The sequence below is a fragment of the Thalassospira sp. CA1 genome (assembly GCF_059052855.1).
In genome coordinates this window covers 297,424-316,442 of record NZ_JBZCIA010000001.1, presented here as the reverse complement: position 1 = coordinate 316,442, position 19,019 = coordinate 297,424, and the positions used below count along the sequence as shown (strand labels likewise).

Below are 19,019 nucleotides of genomic sequence, written 5' to 3'. Positions count from 1 at the left end.
CATAGCCATGACCAACGCCGTAATTGCCGGATATGTCCGGTCGCCCTTTACCCCGGCCCGCAAAGGGGCCCTTGCAAAGGTCCGCGCTGACGACCTTGCGGCACAGGTCGTCAAAGGTCTGGTCGAAAAGACCGGCATTGATCCCAACGCGATCGAGGACCTGATCCTTGGTTGTGCCTTCCCGGAAGGCGAACAGGGCTTGAACGTTGCCCGCCTGATCACCTTTATCGCCGGTCTGCCGCGTTCTGTTGGTGGCGTGACGGTCAACCGTTTCTGCGGATCGTCCATGCAATCGATCCATCAGGCCGCTGGCGCAATTGCGATCGGGGCTGGCGATGTCTTTATTTGTGCCGGCGTTGAAAGCATGACCCGGGTTCCGATGATGGGCTTTAACCCCCTGCCCAACCCGGAACTTTATAAAGTCATGCCCGAAGCCTATATGGGCATGGGCGATACGGCCGAAAATGTTGCTGCCAAATACAGCCTGACCCGTGCCGATCAGGAAGCTTTTGCAGTTGAAAGTCACAAGCGTGCCGCCGCAGCGCAGGCTGTTGGCAAATTCACGGATGAAATCATCCCGATCCAGACCAAGGATGGTGTTGTTTCCGAAGATGGCTGCATCCGCGCAGAAACAACCGCCGAAGGCTTGGCTGACCTCAAACCAGCCTTCAAGGCGGACGGTGTTGTTACCGCGGGGACCTCTTCCCCGCTGACCGATGGTGCGTCGGCTGTTCTGGTCTGCTCCGAAGACTATGCCGCTAAAAACGGCCTGACACCGATTGCACGTATCAAGTCGGTTGCAGTTGATGGCTGTCTTCCGGAAATCATGGGCATTGGCCCGATTGGCGCATCGAAAAAGGCGCTTTCGCGGGCGGGCCTGACCTCGGCCGATATTGATGTGACCGAGCTCAACGAAGCCTTTTCGTCCCAGGCCATGGCAAGCATTTCCGATCTGGGTCTGGATGGTGCCAAGGTCAATATTGATGGTGGTGCCTTGGCGATTGGTCACCCGCTGGGTGCGACCGGGGCGCGTATCGTTGGCAAGGCCGCAAGCATCCTGAAACGTGATGGCGGCAAATATGCGCTGGCATCCCAGTGCATTGGCGGGGGTCAGGGGATCGCGACCATTCTGGAGGCGATGTAATGTCCACCATTAAACAGGTCGCCGTTATTGGCGCCGGTGTTATGGGGGCTGCGATCGCTGCCCATATCGCCAACTCAGGGACACCCGTCCTGCTGCTTGATATCGTGCCCGAAGGTGCCAAAAACCGTAATGCGGTTGCCGAGGGCGCGGTTGCCAAAATGCTGAAAACCGACCCTGCACCGTTCATGTCCAAACGGGTCACCAAGCTGATTACGTGCGGCAATATCGAGGATGACCTTGATAAAATCGCCAAATGTGACTGGGTGATCGAGGCCGTCATTGAACGTCTTGATATCAAACAGGACCTGTATCGCAAGATTGATGCGGTCCGTGCCAAGGGATCGGTGGTGTCATCAAACACTTCGACCATTCCGCTCGCCACCCTGATTGACGGGATGGATGAAAGCTTCGCACAGGACTTCATCATTACCCACTTCTTCAACCCGCCGCGCTATATGCGCCTGCTGGAGCTGGTTGGATCGGGTGTCACCCGCGATGGTGTGATTGATGCAGTTGCCGATTTTGCTGATCGCAAACTGGGCAAAACCTGTGTCACCTGCCATGACGAACCGGGCTTTATCGCCAACCGTTTGGGCGTCTACTGGATTCAGGCCGCCATGGTTGAGGCCATGGACCGCAAACTGACGGTCGAAGAAGCCGACAGCGTCATTGGCCGTCCGTTTGGTATTCCCAAAACCGGCGTCTTTGGCCTGATGGATCTGGTGGGTCTTGATCTGATGCCCCATGTGCAATCAAGCATGGCTGGACTCCTTGATAAATCCGATCCGTTCCACGCGATCTATCGCGAAAGCGAGCTGGTCAGCAAACTGATTGCCGATGGTTATACCGGGCGCAAGGGCAAGGGTGGTTTTTACCGCCTGAACCGCGAAGGTGGTCAGAAGGTCAAGGAATCGGTGGATCTGCAAACCGGTGAATTCGCCAAATCCGAAAAGGCGCGTTTGGGCAGTGTCCGGGCCGCTGGCAAAGATCCGCGCAAAATGATGGAAGCATCTGACAAGGGTGGCGAATATGGCCGCGCTGTCATGGGCAAGACGCTGGCCTATGCTGCCTTTATTGCCGAGGCGGCGGCGAATTCCATCGTCGATGTCGATGATGCGATGAAGCTGGGTTATGCTTGGAAAACTGGGCCGTTTGAGTTGATTGATGCCATTGGCGTTGATGCCCTGATTTCGATGCTTGAAGAAGACGGCGTTGAAGTCCCGGCATTGCTGAAAAAGGCCGCAGGCAAGTCGTTCTACAAGGTCAAGGATGGTGATCTTTATTACCTTGGCTTTGATGGCGAATATGCCAAGGTCACCCGCCCGGATGGCGTCATCCTGCTTGAAGATATCAAACGCAAATCCGAACGGGTTGCCGGCAACCGCGCCGCATCGCTTTGGGATATCGGTGATGGCGTTGCCTGCCTTGAATTCCATACCAAGATGAATGCGCTTGATGCCGATGTGCTTGGCGCGATCAAGACATCCATCCGGACTGTCAAAAAGCAGTTCAAGGCGATGGTGATCTATAACGAAGCAAGCAACTTCTCAGCCGGGGCAAACCTCGGTCTGGCGCTGTTTGCCGCCAATATCGCTGCCTGGCCAGAGATCGAAAACCTCGTTGAAACCGGTCAGGAAACCTACAAGGCGCTTAAATACTCGCCGTTCCCGGTCGTCGGTGCCCCAAGTGGCCTCGCCCTTGGTGGCGGTTGTGAAGTTCTGCTGCATTGTGATGCGGTTCAGGCGCACGGGGAAACCTATATTGGGCTTGTTGAACCCGGTGTGGGTCTGATCCCGGCCTGGGGTGGGTGTAAGGAAATGATCCGTCGCTGGGCGGAAAATCCCAAATTCGTCAAAGGCCCGATGGCCCCAAGCGCCAAGGCGTTTGAGATCATCTCGGTCGCGACCGTTGCCAAATCGGCGATGGAGGCAAAGGAAAACCTGTTCTTCCGCGAAACTGACGGCATCACCATGAACCGCAACCGTTTGCTGGCCGATGCAAAGGAACGCGCACTTTCGATGGTCGATGGTTACGAAGCACCCGAAGAATTTACCTATCGCCTGCCGGGCGAAGCCGCCCGGGTTGCCTTTGAAATGGCGGTCGATGGATTCCACCGTCTTGGCAAGGCCACCGATTACGACCGGGTGGTCGCCGGTGAATTGGCAAATGTTCTGGCCGGTGGCGATACAGACGTGACCGAGGAACTTTCCGAAGACGATATTCTTGAACTGGAACGCGAAGGCTTCATGCGTCTGGTCCGCAATGAAGGCACCATGGCCCGGGTTGAGCATATGCTGCTGACCGGCAAGCCGCTGCGCAACTGACCGGTCCGGGAGGAAAAGTAAAATGGCTGAATATAAAGCACCCCTGCGCGACATGCGCTTCGTCCTGACCGAGCTGTTTGATTTCAACGATATCAATCAGATGCCCGGTTGCGAGGATTTTACACCCGATGTGGTCGATGCGGTTCTCGAAGAGGCCGCCAAAGTCTGCGAAGAAGTCCTGTTCCCGATCAACCGGTCGGGCGACGAGGAAGGCTGCGCTTGGGATGACGGCGTCGTCACAACCCCCAAAGGTTTCAAGGAAGCCTACCAGACCTTTGCCGAAGGCGGCTGGACCGGGATTGCCTGTGACCCGAAATATGGCGGTCAGGGCGCGCCGAAATCCATCAATGCCCTGGTCGAGGAAATGATTTGTTCGACCAACCTGTCCTTTGGCATGTATCCGGGTCTGTCCTTTGGCGCCTATGCGGCGCTACACAGCCACGCATCGGACGAACTCAAGGACAAATTCCTGCCCAAGATGGTCGAAGGCACCTGGTCGGGGACCATGTGCCTTACCGAACCGCATTGCGGTACAGATCTTGGCATCATCAAGACCAAGGCAGAACCCCTTGATGACGGGTCCTATGCGATTTCCGGCACCAAGATCTTTATCTCCGCCGGGGAACATGACCTGACGGAAAACATCATCCATCTGGTTCTGGCCAAGCTGCCTGACGCCCCAAGCGGCACCAAGGGCATTTCGCTGTTCCTTGTCCCGAAATTCATGGTCGGTGATGACGGATCACTTGGCGATCGCAACGCGGTCAAATGCGGTTCCATCGAACACAAGATGGGCATCAAGGCATCATCGACCTGTGTCATGAACTTTGATGGCGCGGTCGGTTATCTGGTGGGTGAACCCCATCAGGGCATGCCCGCCATGTTCACCATGATGAACCAGGAACGCCTTTCGGTTGGCATTCAGGGTCTTGGCCTTGGCGAAGCGGCCTATCAGGGTGCGCGGGCCTATGCCAAGGATCGCCTGCAGGGGCGCGCCCTGACCGGTGCGAAATCCCCGAACCAGCCCGCAGATTCCATCATCGTGCATCCTGATGTGCGGCGCATGCTGCTGACCGCGAAGGCCACCAATGAAGGTTGCCGGGCGATGGGCATGTGGGTGGCACGCGCACTTGATACCGCCAAACACCACGAAGATCCGGTCAAACGCGAAGAGGCTGACGAGTTCGTTCAACTGATGACCCCGATCGTCAAGGCGCTGTTCACCGACTGGGGCTTTGACAACACCAACCTTGGTGTTCAGGTCTTTGGTGGTCACGGCTATATCCGTGAATGGGGCATGGAACAGTATGTTCGTGACGCCCGTATCGCCCAGATTTATGAAGGTACGAACGGTATTCAGGCGCTTGACCTTGTTGGCCGTAAGATGCCGACCAAGGCTGGTCGTTTCCTGCGTCGTTTCTTCCACCCGGTTCAGGAATATATCGAAGCCAATGTCTCGAACGGCGACCTTGGTGAATATGTTCAGCCACTGGCCAAGGCCTTCATGCGCCTGCAACAGGCTACCGGCGAACTTGCCCAGCGCGGCATGAAAAACCCGGATGAAGCCGGTGCTGCCGCAACCGAATTCCTGCGTCTGTTCGGTCTGGTTGCTGTCGGCTTCATGTGGGCCCGCATGGCGGAAATCGCACTCGCCAAACAGGACGATGACGAAGACGGGTTCTATAAGGGCAAGCTGATCACAGCGAAGTTCTATATGGAACGTATCCTTCCTCAGTCCGGTGCCATGTTCAGCCAGATCATGTCTGGTTCCACGACCATGATGGCACTTGACGAGGAGCTGTTCTGATCATGGCTGTGGGCCGCATGCATAAAGACCTGTCACCCGGACACGGAGCCTTGTCGTGAACCTGATTTTCCGACTGATCCGTGTGGTGATCCTGTCCTTGTTGCGGCCCCGCCTGCACCCGCTTGATCCATCGACCCTGCATTTCCGGGCATGGCCGCTGGATATTGATATCAATGTGCACATGACCAATTCACGCTATTTCGCGCTGATGGATCTGGGCCGAACCGAACTGATCATGCGCAATGGCATTGCCAAGCAGATGCTGAAACGCAAATGGCAGCCGGTGGTGTCAGGATCGACCATGCGGTTCAAACGCGCGATCAAACCGTTTCAGAAATTCGCGCTCGAAACGCAGGCTTTGTATTGGGATGAAAAGGGCTTCTATCTCGAGCAACGCTTTGTGGCCAAAGGCAAGACGCTGGCCCTTGGCGTCGTAAAGGCGGTTTTTGTCGGCCCGGATGGCATTGTTGCGCCCGAGGTTATCTGTCGGATGGTCGGTGCCGATGAAACATCCCCTTCCATGCCCGACTGGCTCTCTGGGTGGCCCGATATGGAAACCGCAATCGAAGCACGACTGGCGATTTAACACACACGAACAACCGGAAAACCGGGAGAATTGCGGAAAAACACCGCGCAGGAGGAAACATCATGGCATCCGATGACGCCGTATTGCTCAACATCACTGATGCGGTCGCAACGATTACGCTGAACCGCCCGGACCGCATGAATGCCCTTGATCAGGCGATGGTCAGTGGCTTGGCAGCTGCCATGGACAAGATCGAAGCCAACCTTCCCGATATCGGCGCTGTCATCATCGAAGGATCGGGCGGTACTTTCATGGCCGGCGGCGATGTGAAGTTCTTCCATCAGGTGTCAAAAAGCCCGGTCGAAGACACCCGCTCCTCAATCGAAGCATTGATTGATCGGGTTCACGAAATTGTTTTGCGCATCAATGCCCTGCCCCGCCCGGTGATCGCCAAGCTTGAAGGGGCTGTTGCCGGATTTGGCATTAGTCTGATGAATGCCTGCGACCTTGCAATCGCGGCTGAGGAAACCGTTTTCACCCTGGCCTATATCCATATCGGCACCTCGCCCGATGGTGGTGCAACCCATTCGCTGACCCGGTTGGTCGGCATGAAAAAGGCCAAGGAAATCGCGCTGCTTGGCGATCGGTTAGGGGCCGATGAAGCCCATGATTGCGGCCTGATCAACAAGGTCGTCCCGGCAGATCTGCTGGCATCCGCCACGGCAAAATACGCCACCCGTTTGTCCGCCGGACCGCGCGATGCGATTGCCCGCACCAAGGCGTTGCTGAATGCAGCCCCCGAGGCCGATCTGCAAACACAGCTGAAGGCCGAGGCCAAATCATTCGCTGATTGCGCCGCAAGTGCCGATTTCCGCGAAGGCGTCACGGCCTTTGTGGAAAAACGCACGCCGCGTTTTGGCAAATCATAAGAAGAATTCAGGGAAGAATTTGATGACGAGTCTTAAAGGCAAAACACTGTTCATCACCGGCGCATCGCGCGGCATCGGCAAGGAAATTGCCCTGCGTGCGGCGCGCGATGGGGCCAATGTTGCGATCATTGCCAAAACCGATGAACCGCACCCGAAACTGCCCGGCACCATCCATAGTGCGGCTGCCGAGATCGAGGAAGTTGGTGGCAAGGCACTAGCCCTTAAGACCGATATTCGCGATGAAGACCAGATTGCCGAGGCTGTCGCAAAGACCCTCAAAACCTTTGGCGGGATCGACATCCTGATCAACAATGCCAGCGCAATCAATCTGACCCCAACGTTGCAAACCCCGATGAAGCGGTTTGATCTGATGCATCAGGTCAATACGCGTGCGAGCTTTGCCTGTGCCCAGGCCTGCTTGCCGCATCTTCTGAAATCGGACAACCCACACATCCTGACCATGTCACCACCGCCGAACTTGTCGCCGCAATGGTTTGCCAATCACACCGCCTATACGATTTCAAAATACGGCATGAGCCTGATCACGCTTGGTCTGGCAGCCGAATTTGCCGATGAAGGGGTTGCCGTCAATTCGCTTTGGCCGGTCACGGTGATCGAGACCGCGGCCCTTAACATGATCCCGGGTCTTGAGCTGGGCCGTGCACGCACACCGCAAATTCTGGCCGATGCGGCGCATGCCATCCTGACCGCGCCATCGCGCGAGATCACCGGGGGCTTCTTTACCGATGAAAGTGTGCTTGAGGCCATCGGTGTCACCGATTTCGAACAATACAACCTGACCCCGGGCAAGCCGCCATATCCGGACTTTTTCCTGGAGCTTGATCGCAACGGCAAGAACGACCCGCAGGTTGCAAAACTGCTTACGAAACTGGGCCGCTTTCACAAAGCAGCCTGACCGTCATGGCGCTGGGGAAGTGTGTGCCTCGGCGTCTCGTAGGGGCCTGATTTTACGGCTGTGGATGATCTGCACTGGAAATCGGGCTCTCTCGCCCGCTGAACTAAACCCGCCCTTTGTGGCGGGTTCTTTTTTGTGGCATGCGCACGTAAAGGCACCGCCACGGGGAGAATGGCGGTGCCGCCTTCGCATTAAACGCTAGACGTTGAGGGATATGATGAAAAAGCGTGAAGCGAAGGAGTAGTTATAAGTAAGCTTCAGGAAGCGCGGCGTTCCAGTGACTGACGCGGCATTTCACAGGCAACAAGACCTGGTGTCGGCAACATCATCTGAACCGAAAGTGCCATGCCAAGGTCGCGGTGATCGCGTTTGGCATCGAGGAAATGCTCCGACCAGATGCCGTCACGGTTGGCTGACAGAAACGCACAACGGAGCATCGAAAAACGGCTTGATCCATGACAGTTATGCTCGCCAGTCACCTGTCCAAGCCAGCTGGCAATTGCGTCATGGGCAGCCTGATCAAGGATGTCCTGCATGCTGGCCCGATCACTGGCTGCAATGCTGTCTTCGGCCAGCGCATCGCGAAGGGCGTTGATCATACGCTGACTGGCCTGCGGAGCGTTCACACCAAACGAACGCAACCACGCACGTGCCGTGTCTTCGATCAAACGCGTCATCGCTGCCGATTCAAACGCGGCGTAGGTGAAACCCTTTGATGCAATGGTCATGTCAGTCATTCGTCTGGCCCTCCGGGCGGTGAACAATCAGCGGGACTTAACGCTTCGTTAAGAATGAATATCGCTGAAAAAACGCGGGATAATTTGCTCGAATCTGGGCGTTTTTGTGGCGTCGAGAATCTTTTGAAAACAAATCACTAGCTTGCAGGTTTCGGACCTTCGGCCGTGATGTGATCCCGCCCTGCCATTATCTGATCAAGCGGTTTGACCGGCCAGGACAGAATCAGAAGCTTTTCATCGCGTGTTAGGCTTTCAACACCAAGCCGGGCAAGCTTTTCATAGATGATCCCGATTTCGATCGCGGTACGCGCATCCGGCTTGCGCACCGGCAGAAGCGCGGAATGCAGTGCATTGGCGTAAGGATCTTCGATCAGGCGCAGCAACCCGTCTTTGACATCGTCCTCACCGCTTTCGGCATTGATCCGTGCCAACGCGCGAAGCTCTTCGGGGCTGTCATATTCTTCGGGGGTAACAAAAAGCTTCATCCGGCGCGCTGCCTTTCCGATGGCAAGGCTGCTGGAATAATGAGTCAGCCACGGCGAAAGCACCAAACCGGCCAGAATGGGCGACAACCACCAGAAGAATGCGGTATCCACAAAGACAGCAATCGCGCCCCAGACCACACCAATCACGATAATGGTGCGATGGGTTTTAAGGGCGGCCTTGAACGGTACCCCCGCATCATCACGTTCCTGCGCGTCCCAACCCACCTGATTACCGGTCAGGACCGAAAACACGAACTGGGAATGGAGCATCATCATGATCGGGGCCTGCAAGGCAGAATACAGGGTTTCAAGAAGGCCACTGGCCAATACCATTACCCCGCCATACTGTTTGCGGTCGCGGCCAAGACAGACCATCAGGATCGAGATGATCTTGGGCAGCACCAGCATGCCGATGGTAAAGATCAGCAACACCAGCATTTCAAACGACCGATCCACCGGCCATTGCGGAAACATGGTGAACTGACCGGGGAAGAAGCTATAGGTCAGCTGGGTGTTCTGAAGGGTCGCAATCGTCGAGCTCAGCAACAGCAAAAGCCACAGTGGCGATGACACAAAGCTCATCACGCCCATAAAGAAATGCAGACGGCTGAGCGGTTTGAAACCCGGTGCAACCATCAGACGCGCATGCTGCATATTGCCCTGACACCAGCGACGGTCACGGATGGCAAAATCAATCAGGTTGGGCGGCAATTCTTCCCAGCTGCCTTCAAGCTGCGGGATCAGCCAGCACCGCCAGCCTGCCTTGCGCATAAAGGCGGCTTCAACGAAATCGTGACTGAGGATATGACCACCCATCGGCGGTTTACCCGACAGCACCGGCAGGCCACAGCATTCGATAAACGCCTTGGTGCGAATGATCGCGTTATGGCCCCAATAGTTCGAACTGCCCATGCACCAGAATGACAGACCCGCCGACATGGTCGGACCATGCACGCGCGAAATGAATTGCAGGATACGGGCAAACAGGGTCTGGCGACCGGTTGGCTGCGGCGGGCTTTGAATGATCCCGGCATCCGGGTTGTTTTCCATCAGATAGGCCATATTGACCATGGCCTCGCCCGACATGACGCTATCGGCGTCAAAGACGATCATGTGATCGTAATTGGCGGCATAGGTCTCGCAGAATTCCTTAAGGTTGCCGGACTTGCGTTCAGTGTTCTCTGCGCGGCGGCGGAAGAAAATCTTGCCACGTGCATTCAGATCCGAGCAGGCCTTGGCCCACGCCATTTCCTCGGCAATCCAGATATCGGGATCGCGGGTATCAGACAGCACAAAGAAATGAAACGCATCAAGTTCGCCGGTCGCCGCCAGACTTTCATAGCTTGCGCGCAATCCGGCAAAGACGCGATTGGGGTCTTCGTTATAAACCGGGATCACCACCACATTCTTGGATCGCAGGCGCCCTTTGCGCGCAATCGGCTTCAGGCGTTTGAGCGTGATGGCATCAAGTTTCAGACCACGCAAAACCAGCCCGACAATCCCGGTAAAGAAGGATAACGAAATCCAGGCAAAGTTGATGGTAAAGAATGCCACAACCACCATTTCCATGATGGTCAACTGATCCGCTCCCAGAACATCGGTCATCAACCACGCCGCATAGGCAGTCGCCGCAATCGATGCCCCAAACAGGAAAATCCGCCGCGATCCCACACCGGGGCCGCGCAGTTTGACCGTTGGATCACAAAATGCGTCCTCTGATCGCTCTGCGGCTATGGTCCCTTTTGTGGGTGTATTGGCGGCTTCTGTCATCTGGCTCTTCTGGGGTTATCTGTTTCTGGCAATTGAGGCGCTTGATCCCAGAGGATCAGAAGGCCCACGGCATGGTCCAGGTCTCGCTCAGGACCTTGTTCTGATACAGCAAGAAGACCCTGAGATTGCTTGATGTCGCATCCCCGGCATTAACCAGGTCAAAGAACACACGCACGCCACCATTTTCCGGATCGGGCAGGATGCGGATGTTACGGACTTCTCCCTTTGATGCGCTGATATCGGCCCGCAAGTTATTGGCGTCCTTGATGAAATAATCCAGATCACCACCGGCGAAGTTCAGCACAAAGCGCGTGCCGGACCGATCTTCATCATCTTGGCTGGCCAAACGCTGGATACGGGTATCGGTTGCTTGCGCCATGCCGTGCAAACCTGTGCCATCGCGGGTCGCGGTGACACTGTATTCGACCTGCATTTCGCCGCCGGCCGCCGGCTTGGTTTCTGGGACCCAATAGGCAACGATATTGTCGTTGGTTTCCGACGGGCTCGGGATTTCGACCAGTTCGATATGGCCCTTGCCCCATTTGCCCTTCGGCGTCACCCAATAGCCCGGCTGCTGATCAAAGCGTTTTTCCAGATCCTGATAGTGATCGAAGTTGCGGTCACGCTGCAAAAGGCCGAACCCGATGGGATTTTCATCCAGGAACGAGCTCATCTGCAGATGCTGGGGATTGTCCAGCGGACGCCACAACCATTCACCGCGGCCATTATTGATCAAAAGCCCGTCGCTTGAATGGACTTCACCGCGATAGTCATCAAAGAACCGGCGGCGCTGTTCACCAAACAGGAACATGCCATTCAGCGGCGCAATGCCGATCTTCTCCACCCCGTCGCGGAAGAACAAATGGGCCTTGATGTCGGCCTGGCTCCGGTTGCCGGGCGTGATATCAAACTGATAGGCACCGGTTATCCGTTCACTGTCGAGCAACGCGAACACCGTGATGGTATTTGCGCCATCCTTTGGCTCAACAATCCAGAATTCACGAAAGACCGGGATTTCCTCGCCAGTTGGACCGGCAAGATCCACCGCAAGGCCGCGCGCCATCTGACCGATTGACTGGCCCTGACCCTGAAGGCGGAAATAGGAGGCGCCCAGAAAACGGGTCAGCTCATCATTGCTGGTGACATCAGATAGCGGATAACGCAGGCGGAACCCGGCATAGTTCTGCGTCGAAAAATCATTCCCCGACAGGCCAGTCTTGCCGAAATCAAACAGTCCGGCCGAGTACGGAATGACCTGAACTTCGCCGTCGCGCACCAGATTAATGGTTACCGGCACGTCATACATCGTACCCGGATGAAACAGCTCAAGACTGAAATCAGTCTCGGCCGGATTAAAGAAGGCACGCTGCGACTTGAAGCGGATCTGTGCGTAGTCTTCTGCGCTCAGGGCTGAAAGTGCCTCGGGCAGTTCGCGATGCGGATTAACGAACGGCTGTTTGGCCAGGTTGCGCGCAAGATTGGTCACCATTGCCGGATCGAACATCACCGGTTTGGAGACGTTTGGCTGTTTTTCGGCATCAGACACGGCATTCTCAACCGTGTCTTCCGGCGATGCTGCGGTGTCGGCTGTCTGTTCGGCCGGTGCGGTTTGCCCAGAAGCTGGAACTGGCGCTGAAACTGGCGAAGACGCATTTCCCTCGGCACTCTGTGGGACAGGTGCCGGATCACTTTCCTGTGCATGGATGGCCGCAGGCCCGCCGATCATGATCATCGCGGACGCGGCAGCACCCAAAAGAACACGTCTGAGGGGCAGCTTGATATGCTGCTGAAAATGTTGCGTCATGCTCTTATATGCTACCAACCGTTGGATTTTTCCGAATTTATTGGTTGCTGTTGTGCACAGAAAACAGGGCAGGAATGTGTCGTCATCAGGGTAAGAATCCGCAAAGCCACAACCGATCAGTTGCCCGAAAGGATTGCTTTAATCCCGGACATGTCATTGGCAAAGCGTCATTTTTGCATGGGCAGCAACGGAAAAACGCTGCAAAGAACCGCTTGACGGAAACGCAAAACCGTTTGTCAAACCGCTGATTGAAACGCGCCGCTTTCCGCGCTGGAATCGGCGTGCAATTCACGCGGGGAAATGTTGTGGCGTTGCTGGATGGCACGTGCCAGTGCCGTTGTGCTGCGATAACCGACTTGCCCCGCCACCGCCTGCAACCTTTTGCCATCGCGCAACAACCCAAATGCCAGATCAAGGCGAATGGTTTGCAGGAAATCACCGGGCGATGTGCCCAGCAAATCGCGAAACCGGGCTGCAAAACTCGCCCGCGACATACCAGCAATTTCGGCCTGTCGTTCAACCGACCAATTTTCGCCGGGTTTCTGATGAAGTTCACCTACCACGCGCGCAATCCGCGGATCACGCATGGCGGCCAGAATGCCCGGACGGACAAGGTTCTTGGCCTGACAATGGCGCAACACCATCAGCAAGAGCAAATCAACCAGAAGATTGATTGCCGTGCGTTGCCCGGGCTGCCCGCCCTGTGATTCCGAAAACAGCTGATCAGTGATGGCCTCAAGCCCGGGGAGCTCGTCAAAGGGTAACAAAAGATATTCCGGCAAGCCCAGTTTAGCTGGGCTTAGACCAATATCGGGGAAATCGAGATTGGCACAGACCATTGCGGCGCCACCTGCGGGCGTCTCGATATCGTGGGGCACCGGACATCCGAAAAGGACCACGCCGGGGCGATCCAGTATCGCCTTTTCGCGCCCGTCAAAAAGGACCCGCATCGTGCCACTTTGCAAAACATGCAGCATGCCTTGCTGTTGCGATGGCAGATCCGCTCGTCCCTGATGATGACTGCTGCCGCAATGGGTTCCGGCAAAGATCACATCACCACGAGGGTGATTTCCGGCAAACAGATCGGACAGGACATCCTTCTCAGACGAATTGCGTGTTTCCTCAGACAACAAGTCACTTCTCCGACGATAGGCTGTTTTCAGATTTCAAGACGCCCTCTTGATGAACCAGTTCCGTGATCGCCTGCCAGTAAAGACCCGGTGATCACCCCGTGAAGGAGATGAAAAATGACCAAACGTTCCAGTTTCATGCGTTCCGCTGCCCTCGCCGCCGTCCTGGGTATTTCCGCAGTTGGCAGCATTGTTGCCATCAGCGCACCGGCATCAGCCGCACAGGAAGTCCACATTGTTGAAGGCTACGCCCTGCAGGGTTTTGACCCGGTTGCCTATTTCACCGTCGGTGCCCCGACCCCGGGCAACTCCGAGTTCAAAGCCGAACATGGCGGTGCGACCTATCGCTTTGCCAGCGCTGAAAACCGTGACCTGTTCAATGCCAACCCGGAAAAATACGCACCGCAGTATGGCGGGTTCTGTGCCTTTGGTGCGGCAATGGGTCGTAAATTCGGTGCCGATCCGCAGGCATGGCGCATCGTTGACGACAAGCTTTATCTGAACCTGAACAAGGAAATCCAGCAGCGCTGGGTTGCCGATATCCCGGGCTTCATCCGTGGTGCAGATCACAACTGGGAAATCATCGAAACGATCGAAGACGCCAAGCTGGCTGATGAGAAAATGGTCCCCAAAGGCCTGACCATCGGCGCACAATAATCCCGGGCGCGGAATGCCCTGATCCGGGTTCCTCCCTGGCTCCCTGTTGCCCGGTATGACAATGGCCGGCCCGAATGAACGGGCCGGCCATTTGTTTTTTTTGATCTGTAAATGGTGCGATCAGTATCCGACCGCACAACCATCCTTGCGCGGGTCCGAACCCGCAACGTACCCCGCATCTGTCTTGGCAATCAGCTGCGCGCCGCCAAATCCGAAGTTGGTGCTGTCCGGTGTTTCAACCTTGATGACATGCCCCCTGGCCTTAAGCGCGTCAATCACCTCAGCACCGACCGAGGTTTCTACCGCAACATTCAGCCCCGAAAGCGCCTGCCAACGTGGTGCATCGGCCGCCGTTTGCGGATCCTGCCCCCAAAGCTGGGTGCGCAGGGTCATTTGCAAATGGCCCTGTGCCTGCATCGGACCGCCCATGACGCCAAAGCTCATGACCGGATTGCCATCAAGGCCCATCAGGAAGGCCGGAATGATCGTCTGGAACGGACGTTTACCGCCCTTGACCAGATTGGGATGACCATCTTTGAGGCTAAAGCCATGACCACGGTTCTGCAGACTGATCGAGGTGCCCGGCACCACAACACCAGACCCAAAGCCCATATAGTTCGACTGGATGAACGACACCATCATGCCGTTTTCATCAGCGGTACTGACATAAACCGTGCCACCATGTTTGGGCGCACCGGCCTTGAAATCCTGTGCCTTGTTGGCATCAATCAATGCCGCCCGCGATTTCAGGTAATCATCAGACAAAAGATGTTCGACGGTGACATCGGTCATGTAATCGAGATCGGCGACATAATCGCGCATATCGGCAAAGGCCAGTTTCATGGCCTCGATCTCGAGATGAAGTGCCTCGACCGAATCCGGTTCATAATCGGTAATGTTGGTATGGCGCAAAATGCCTAGCGCGATCAGGGCCGAAATCCCCTGCCCGTTTGGCGGGATTTCATGCAGCTTCACATTGCCAAAGCTTTGCGAAATCGTGCCCACCCAATCGGCCTTGTGATTACCAAGGTCTTCTTCCGACAGGGCCGCACCATGCTCCTTGGCAAAGGCGGCAATCTTGCTGGCCAATTTGCCGCGATAGAAACTTTCACCTTTGGTTTCAGCGATATCGATCAGGCTTTCGGCCGCGGCCTTGTTGACAAACAACTCGCCCGCCTTGGGGGCCTTTCCGCCCGGAAGGAACGCCTCGGCAAAGCCGGGCTGCTTGCCAAGCAAATCACCGCCCTTTTCCCAAAGGGTGGCGATGATCGGCGATACGGCAAAGCCGCGCGTCGCGTATTCGATCGCCGGCTCGAACAGTTTTTCGAACGGCAATTTGCCGAACTTTTCGGAAATCTCACGCCAAGACGATACCGCACCCGATGTGGTGACCGATTCCCAGCCGCGCTGTGGCATGGTGTCAGAACCGGCAAAGCGTTCCGGGTTCCAAGCTGCAGGTGCTCGGCCCGATGCGTTCAGACCATGCAGTTCCTTGCCATCCCAGATGATGGCATAGGCGTCCGATCCAAGGCCGTTACCGGTCGGTTCTACCACGGTAAGCGCAATCGCGGATGCAAGTGCGGCATCGGCGGCATTACCACCGGCCCACAGCATCCGCAAACCGGCCTGGGCTGCAAGCGGCTGGGATGTTGAAACCATATTACGCGCCAGCACCGGGGACCGGCGTGAGGCATAAAGCGCGTCGTGACGAAGTTTCATGGAAGTCTCCTAATCCTTAATCGCCGTCTTGTTCATCGGTGGCAGGACGGTCTTTTTTGCGCATCTTCAGTACCGAACGGACACTGAAGATGACTGAAAGAAGGGCCGCCGCCAGCAGGACGGCGGAAATAGGACGGGTAAAGAACACCGTCCAGTCACCATCACTCATCAGCGCGCGGCGCAGGTTGGTCTCGGCAATCGGCCCCAAAATGACACCCAGCACCAGCGGCGCCAGCGGGTAATCAAGCGACTTCAATCCATAGCCGACAAGTCCAATCGCACCGAGCAGATAAAGATCCGTAACCCGGTTATTGAGCGCAAAGGCCCCGATCACACAACAAATCATGACCGTCGGCACGATGAACTGTTTGGGAATGTCGGTCACGCGCAGGAACAGACGCATCGACAGCACGCAAACCACCAGCATCATGAGCGATGCGACAACCATGGCGACAAACATGCCATAGGCCAGATCGGCATTGTCCATGATCAGACGAGGACCCACCGAAATGCCATGCACCATAAGGGCCGCCATCAGGATGGCATCGACTGCTGATCCCGGAATACCCAATGCAATCATCGGAATAAGACCACCACCGGCCGTGGCAGAGTTCCCGGCCTCGGACGCAATCACGCCATCGGGGTTGCCCTTGCCGAATTCATCGGGATTTTTGGAACTGCGCTTGGCCTGATCATAGGCCAAAAGGTTCGCGATCGAACCACCGGCACCCGGAAGTGCTCCGATAAACACACCAATAAGTGAGGAGCGCACCAGATTGACCGGATGCATCAGAACTTCACGCATCACAGCCCAGGTCTTGAATTCGATGACATCGGGAATAAGCGCATCACTGCTTGGGCCTTTGCCATGATCCTCGAGCTCGCCCATCAGCTGACTGATGGCAAAGATCCCGATCAAAACCACAAGGAACGGCAGACCGGGCATCAGGACCGACGACTCAAATGTCAGACGCGGCTGGCCCATCATCGGATCCGGGCCAATGGTCGCAAGTCCAAGGCCAATCACCCCGGCAATCAGACCGCGCATCAGCGAATTGCCCACAAGGCTTGCGACAATGGTCAGCGCAAAGACGATCAACGAGAAATATTCCCAAGGGCCAAGCTTGACCGCAATCATCGCAAGCGGCGGGGCCGCAATGATCAGAACGATGGTCGAAATAACAGTCCCGAAGAAGGACGACCAGACACCAAGCGAAAGGGCGCGTCCCGGTTCACCACCGCGCGCCATCGGGTAGGCATCAAAGGTGGTTGCGACTGAACTTGGTGTACCCGGAATCCCCAGAAGGGCGGCACTGATCAGGCCACCGGTGTAACCACCGACATAAACCGACAGCATCACCGAAACGCCCTGCAACGGACCCATCGTAAAGGTCAGCGGCAAGGTCAGAATGATCGCCATGGTCACGGTGAAGCCCGGAATTGCGGCTGCGACGATCCCGGCAACGGAACCGATCAGCATGTAAATCAGGGTATCGAACGCGAAAACCTGATGTGCACCGGCAAGAAATGCATCCAACATCATCGTAAAACTTTATCTAGCCCGCAAACAGCACGCCGCGCGGGAGGAACACGTTAAAGACTTCTGCAAACAGCATGTTCAAGCCGACCGAGAAAATCACGGCGGCGATCAGCGACTGGAAGAGGGTCTTTTTGGAAATACCTGCGATCATCAATTGCGCGATCAGCAGAAACACAAAGGTGGTCAGCGAAAAGCCACCAAGCGGCAGCAACAGCAGATAGACCACCAGAAGCCCGAACAGTGCAAAGGAATAGCGCCGGGCAACAAGCCATGCACCCAATGATGCCCCAAGACGGTTTGCACCGCCGGCCTTGCGGATATCAATCACCGCACGCACCGCTGCGATCAGGCATAAAACCGCAAGCACCCCGAAAACCAGCTCCGGGAATGAACCCGCCCCAAGCGGCTCCCAACGCGAGGTCGGCAACGTGCTGGCGCGCAGGCTCAGAAACGCAGCACCCAAACCGATAACGATATAGGAAATCAGCCGTGCGACTTCAGTTCTTGCACGAAGAGCAGCGGACGCACCTGCGTCCGCTGCTGCTGCTTTCGCAGTCGTCTGACTCATCCCTGAAGTTTGCCAACAACTTTGTCGACTTCACCGTCAAGTTTATCTAGATAGGCTTTATATGCCTCGTGACCGAGATAGATGTCAGCCGAACCGGCATTGGTCATCTTTTCGCGGATGTCCGGAAGCGCCATGGCTTTTTCAAGGGCTGCATCAAGTGCCTCGACGATGGCATCCGGGGTACCGGCCGGAAGTACAACACCACGGGTCACGGCCATCGACAGATCATAGCCCTGTTCGGCCATGGTCGGAACGTCCGGCTCTTCGGAGGTACGTTCTTCGGTGCCGACACCGGCAAAGATCAGGTCGCCGTTTTTCACAAACTCGCTGGCCGATGCAACGTCACCGATCACGATGTCAACGTTGCCGCCAACAGCCGCACGGATACGCTCGCCGGTGTCACGGAAACCGACATAGCTGAACTGAACGCCAAGGGCTTCTTCGATCATTGCCATGTGAAGATGCGGAACACCACCAAGGGTCACACCGGCGCGCACGGCACCCGGGTTTGCTGCGGCATATGCCTTGAGCTCTTCAAGGTTGGAGAAGTTGTCATTCTTCGACAGCACCAGATACTGCGGCGACGACGTCACCAGAGCCACCGGAATGAAGTTTTTGTAGCTGAGCTCGGTGATGCCAAGCTTGTTGGCGGTGTAAAGGCCTTCGTGGATCTGCGAAATGGTATAGCCATCGGCCGGACGTTTGGTAAATTCGGCCAGACCAACCGTGCCACCGACACCTGGCATATTGACGATAGGCACGGCCTGACCGGTGACTTCCGACAGACCCATGGCGACGATGCGCATCAGCGTGTCACTGCCGCCACCCGGGCCCCAAGGCACGATGAATTCGATTGGTTTTTCTGGATAGTCCTGCGCCTGCGCCGGACCTGCGATGGCTGCGGCCAACAAACCGGCAGCGACTGCAATCTTGCGGAACATGTATCTTGCCTCCTGATATCTC

General features: G+C 56.3%; 15 protein-coding genes. 7 read left to right on the top strand and 8 right to left on the bottom strand.

What is annotated here, in order from left to right:
• Positions 1–7: 7 nt before the first annotated feature.
• The 6 genes from AC5Q5A_RS01535 (at position 8) to AC5Q5A_RS01510 (ending at position 7,646) form a co-directional block, all read left to right on the top strand.
• A complete protein-coding gene (locus tag AC5Q5A_RS01535; protein WP_493894092.1) occupies positions 8–1,144 on the top strand; it encodes a thiolase family protein in 1,137 nt (378 codons plus the stop codon).
• On the top strand, positions 1,144–3,468 hold the full coding sequence (locus AC5Q5A_RS01530) for a 3-hydroxyacyl-CoA dehydrogenase/enoyl-CoA hydratase family protein (RefSeq protein ID WP_493894091.1): 2,325 nt from the start codon (positions 1,144–1,146) through the stop codon (positions 3,466–3,468). Before AC5Q5A_RS01535 ends, AC5Q5A_RS01530 begins: the two co-directional genes overlap by 1 nt.
• Positions 3,469–3,490: 22 nt before the next feature.
• Positions 3,491–5,275, top strand: coding sequence for an acyl-CoA dehydrogenase C-terminal domain-containing protein (locus AC5Q5A_RS01525; protein WP_064780138.1), 1,785 nt, complete (start codon positions 3,491–3,493; stop codon positions 5,273–5,275).
• 55 nt (positions 5,276–5,330) lie between these two features.
• The gene (locus tag AC5Q5A_RS01520) at positions 5,331–5,861 is read left to right on the top strand and encodes an acyl-CoA thioesterase (RefSeq protein WP_064780139.1); all 531 of its coding nucleotides are present in this window, start codon (positions 5,331–5,333) and stop codon (positions 5,859–5,861) included.
• Positions 5,862–5,923: 62 nt separating this feature from the next.
• Positions 5,924–6,730, top strand: a complete 807-nt coding sequence (locus AC5Q5A_RS01515) for an enoyl-CoA hydratase/isomerase family protein (protein ID WP_064780140.1) — start codon at positions 5,924–5,926, stop codon at positions 6,728–6,730.
• 22 nt (positions 6,731–6,752) lie between these two features.
• Positions 6,753–7,646, top strand: coding sequence for an SDR family oxidoreductase (locus tag AC5Q5A_RS01510; protein WP_493894090.1), 894 nt, complete (start codon positions 6,753–6,755; stop codon positions 7,644–7,646).
• Positions 7,647–7,903: 257 nt separating this feature from the next.
• On the opposite strand, the gene AC5Q5A_RS01505 is transcribed toward AC5Q5A_RS01510, so the two are convergent.
• The 4 genes from AC5Q5A_RS01505 to AC5Q5A_RS01490 form a co-directional block, all read right to left on the bottom strand.
• Entirely contained in the window at positions 7,904–8,383 is a 480-nt protein-coding gene (locus AC5Q5A_RS01505) for a hypothetical protein (protein ID WP_493894089.1), read from the bottom strand.
• Positions 8,384–8,520: 137 nt separating this feature from the next.
• Entirely contained in the window at positions 8,521–10,638 is a 2,118-nt protein-coding gene (gene mdoH, locus AC5Q5A_RS01500) for a glucans biosynthesis glucosyltransferase MdoH (protein WP_493894088.1), read from the bottom strand.
• 55 nt (positions 10,639–10,693) lie between these two features.
• Positions 10,694–12,442, bottom strand: a complete 1,749-nt coding sequence (locus AC5Q5A_RS01495; protein WP_493894087.1) for an OpgD/OpgG family glucan biosynthesis protein — start codon at positions 12,440–12,442, stop codon at positions 10,694–10,696.
• A gap of 236 nt (positions 12,443–12,678) precedes the next feature.
• Positions 12,679–13,572 carry a cupin domain-containing protein gene (locus tag AC5Q5A_RS01490; protein ID WP_493894086.1) on the bottom strand — a complete coding sequence of 298 codons (894 nt, stop codon included), beginning with the start codon at positions 13,570–13,572 and terminating at the stop codon, positions 12,679–12,681.
• Between the two features lie 117 nt (positions 13,573–13,689).
• On the opposite strand from AC5Q5A_RS01490, the gene AC5Q5A_RS01485 reads away from it, so the two are divergent.
• Entirely contained in the window at positions 13,690–14,229 is a 540-nt protein-coding gene (locus tag AC5Q5A_RS01485; protein WP_493894085.1) for a YHS domain-containing (seleno)protein, read from the top strand.
• 120 nt (positions 14,230–14,349) lie between these two features.
• Here the strand turns inward: AC5Q5A_RS01485 and AC5Q5A_RS01480 are convergent, their stop codons facing one another.
• Genes AC5Q5A_RS01480 through AC5Q5A_RS01465 form a run of 4 tightly spaced genes read right to left on the bottom strand, consistent with a single transcriptional unit; the run spans position 14,350 to position 18,997 of the window.
• A complete protein-coding gene (locus AC5Q5A_RS01480; protein WP_493894084.1) occupies positions 14,350–15,948 on the bottom strand; it encodes a gamma-glutamyltransferase family protein in 1,599 nt (532 codons plus the stop codon).
• A 16-nt stretch (positions 15,949–15,964) separates the two neighbouring features.
• The gene (locus AC5Q5A_RS01475) at positions 15,965–17,491 is read right to left on the bottom strand and encodes a tripartite tricarboxylate transporter permease (protein ID WP_493894083.1); all 1,527 of its coding nucleotides are present in this window, start codon (positions 17,489–17,491) and stop codon (positions 15,965–15,967) included.
• A gap of 13 nt (positions 17,492–17,504) precedes the next feature.
• Positions 17,505–18,056, bottom strand: coding sequence for a tripartite tricarboxylate transporter TctB family protein (locus AC5Q5A_RS01470; RefSeq protein ID WP_064780147.1), 552 nt, complete (start codon positions 18,054–18,056; stop codon positions 17,505–17,507).
• Positions 18,053–18,997, bottom strand: coding sequence for a tripartite tricarboxylate transporter substrate binding protein (locus AC5Q5A_RS01465; RefSeq protein WP_493894082.1), 945 nt, complete (start codon positions 18,995–18,997; stop codon positions 18,053–18,055). The genes AC5Q5A_RS01470 and AC5Q5A_RS01465 overlap by 4 nt, the downstream gene beginning before the upstream one ends.
• Between the last annotated feature and the right edge of the window lie 22 nt (positions 18,998–19,019).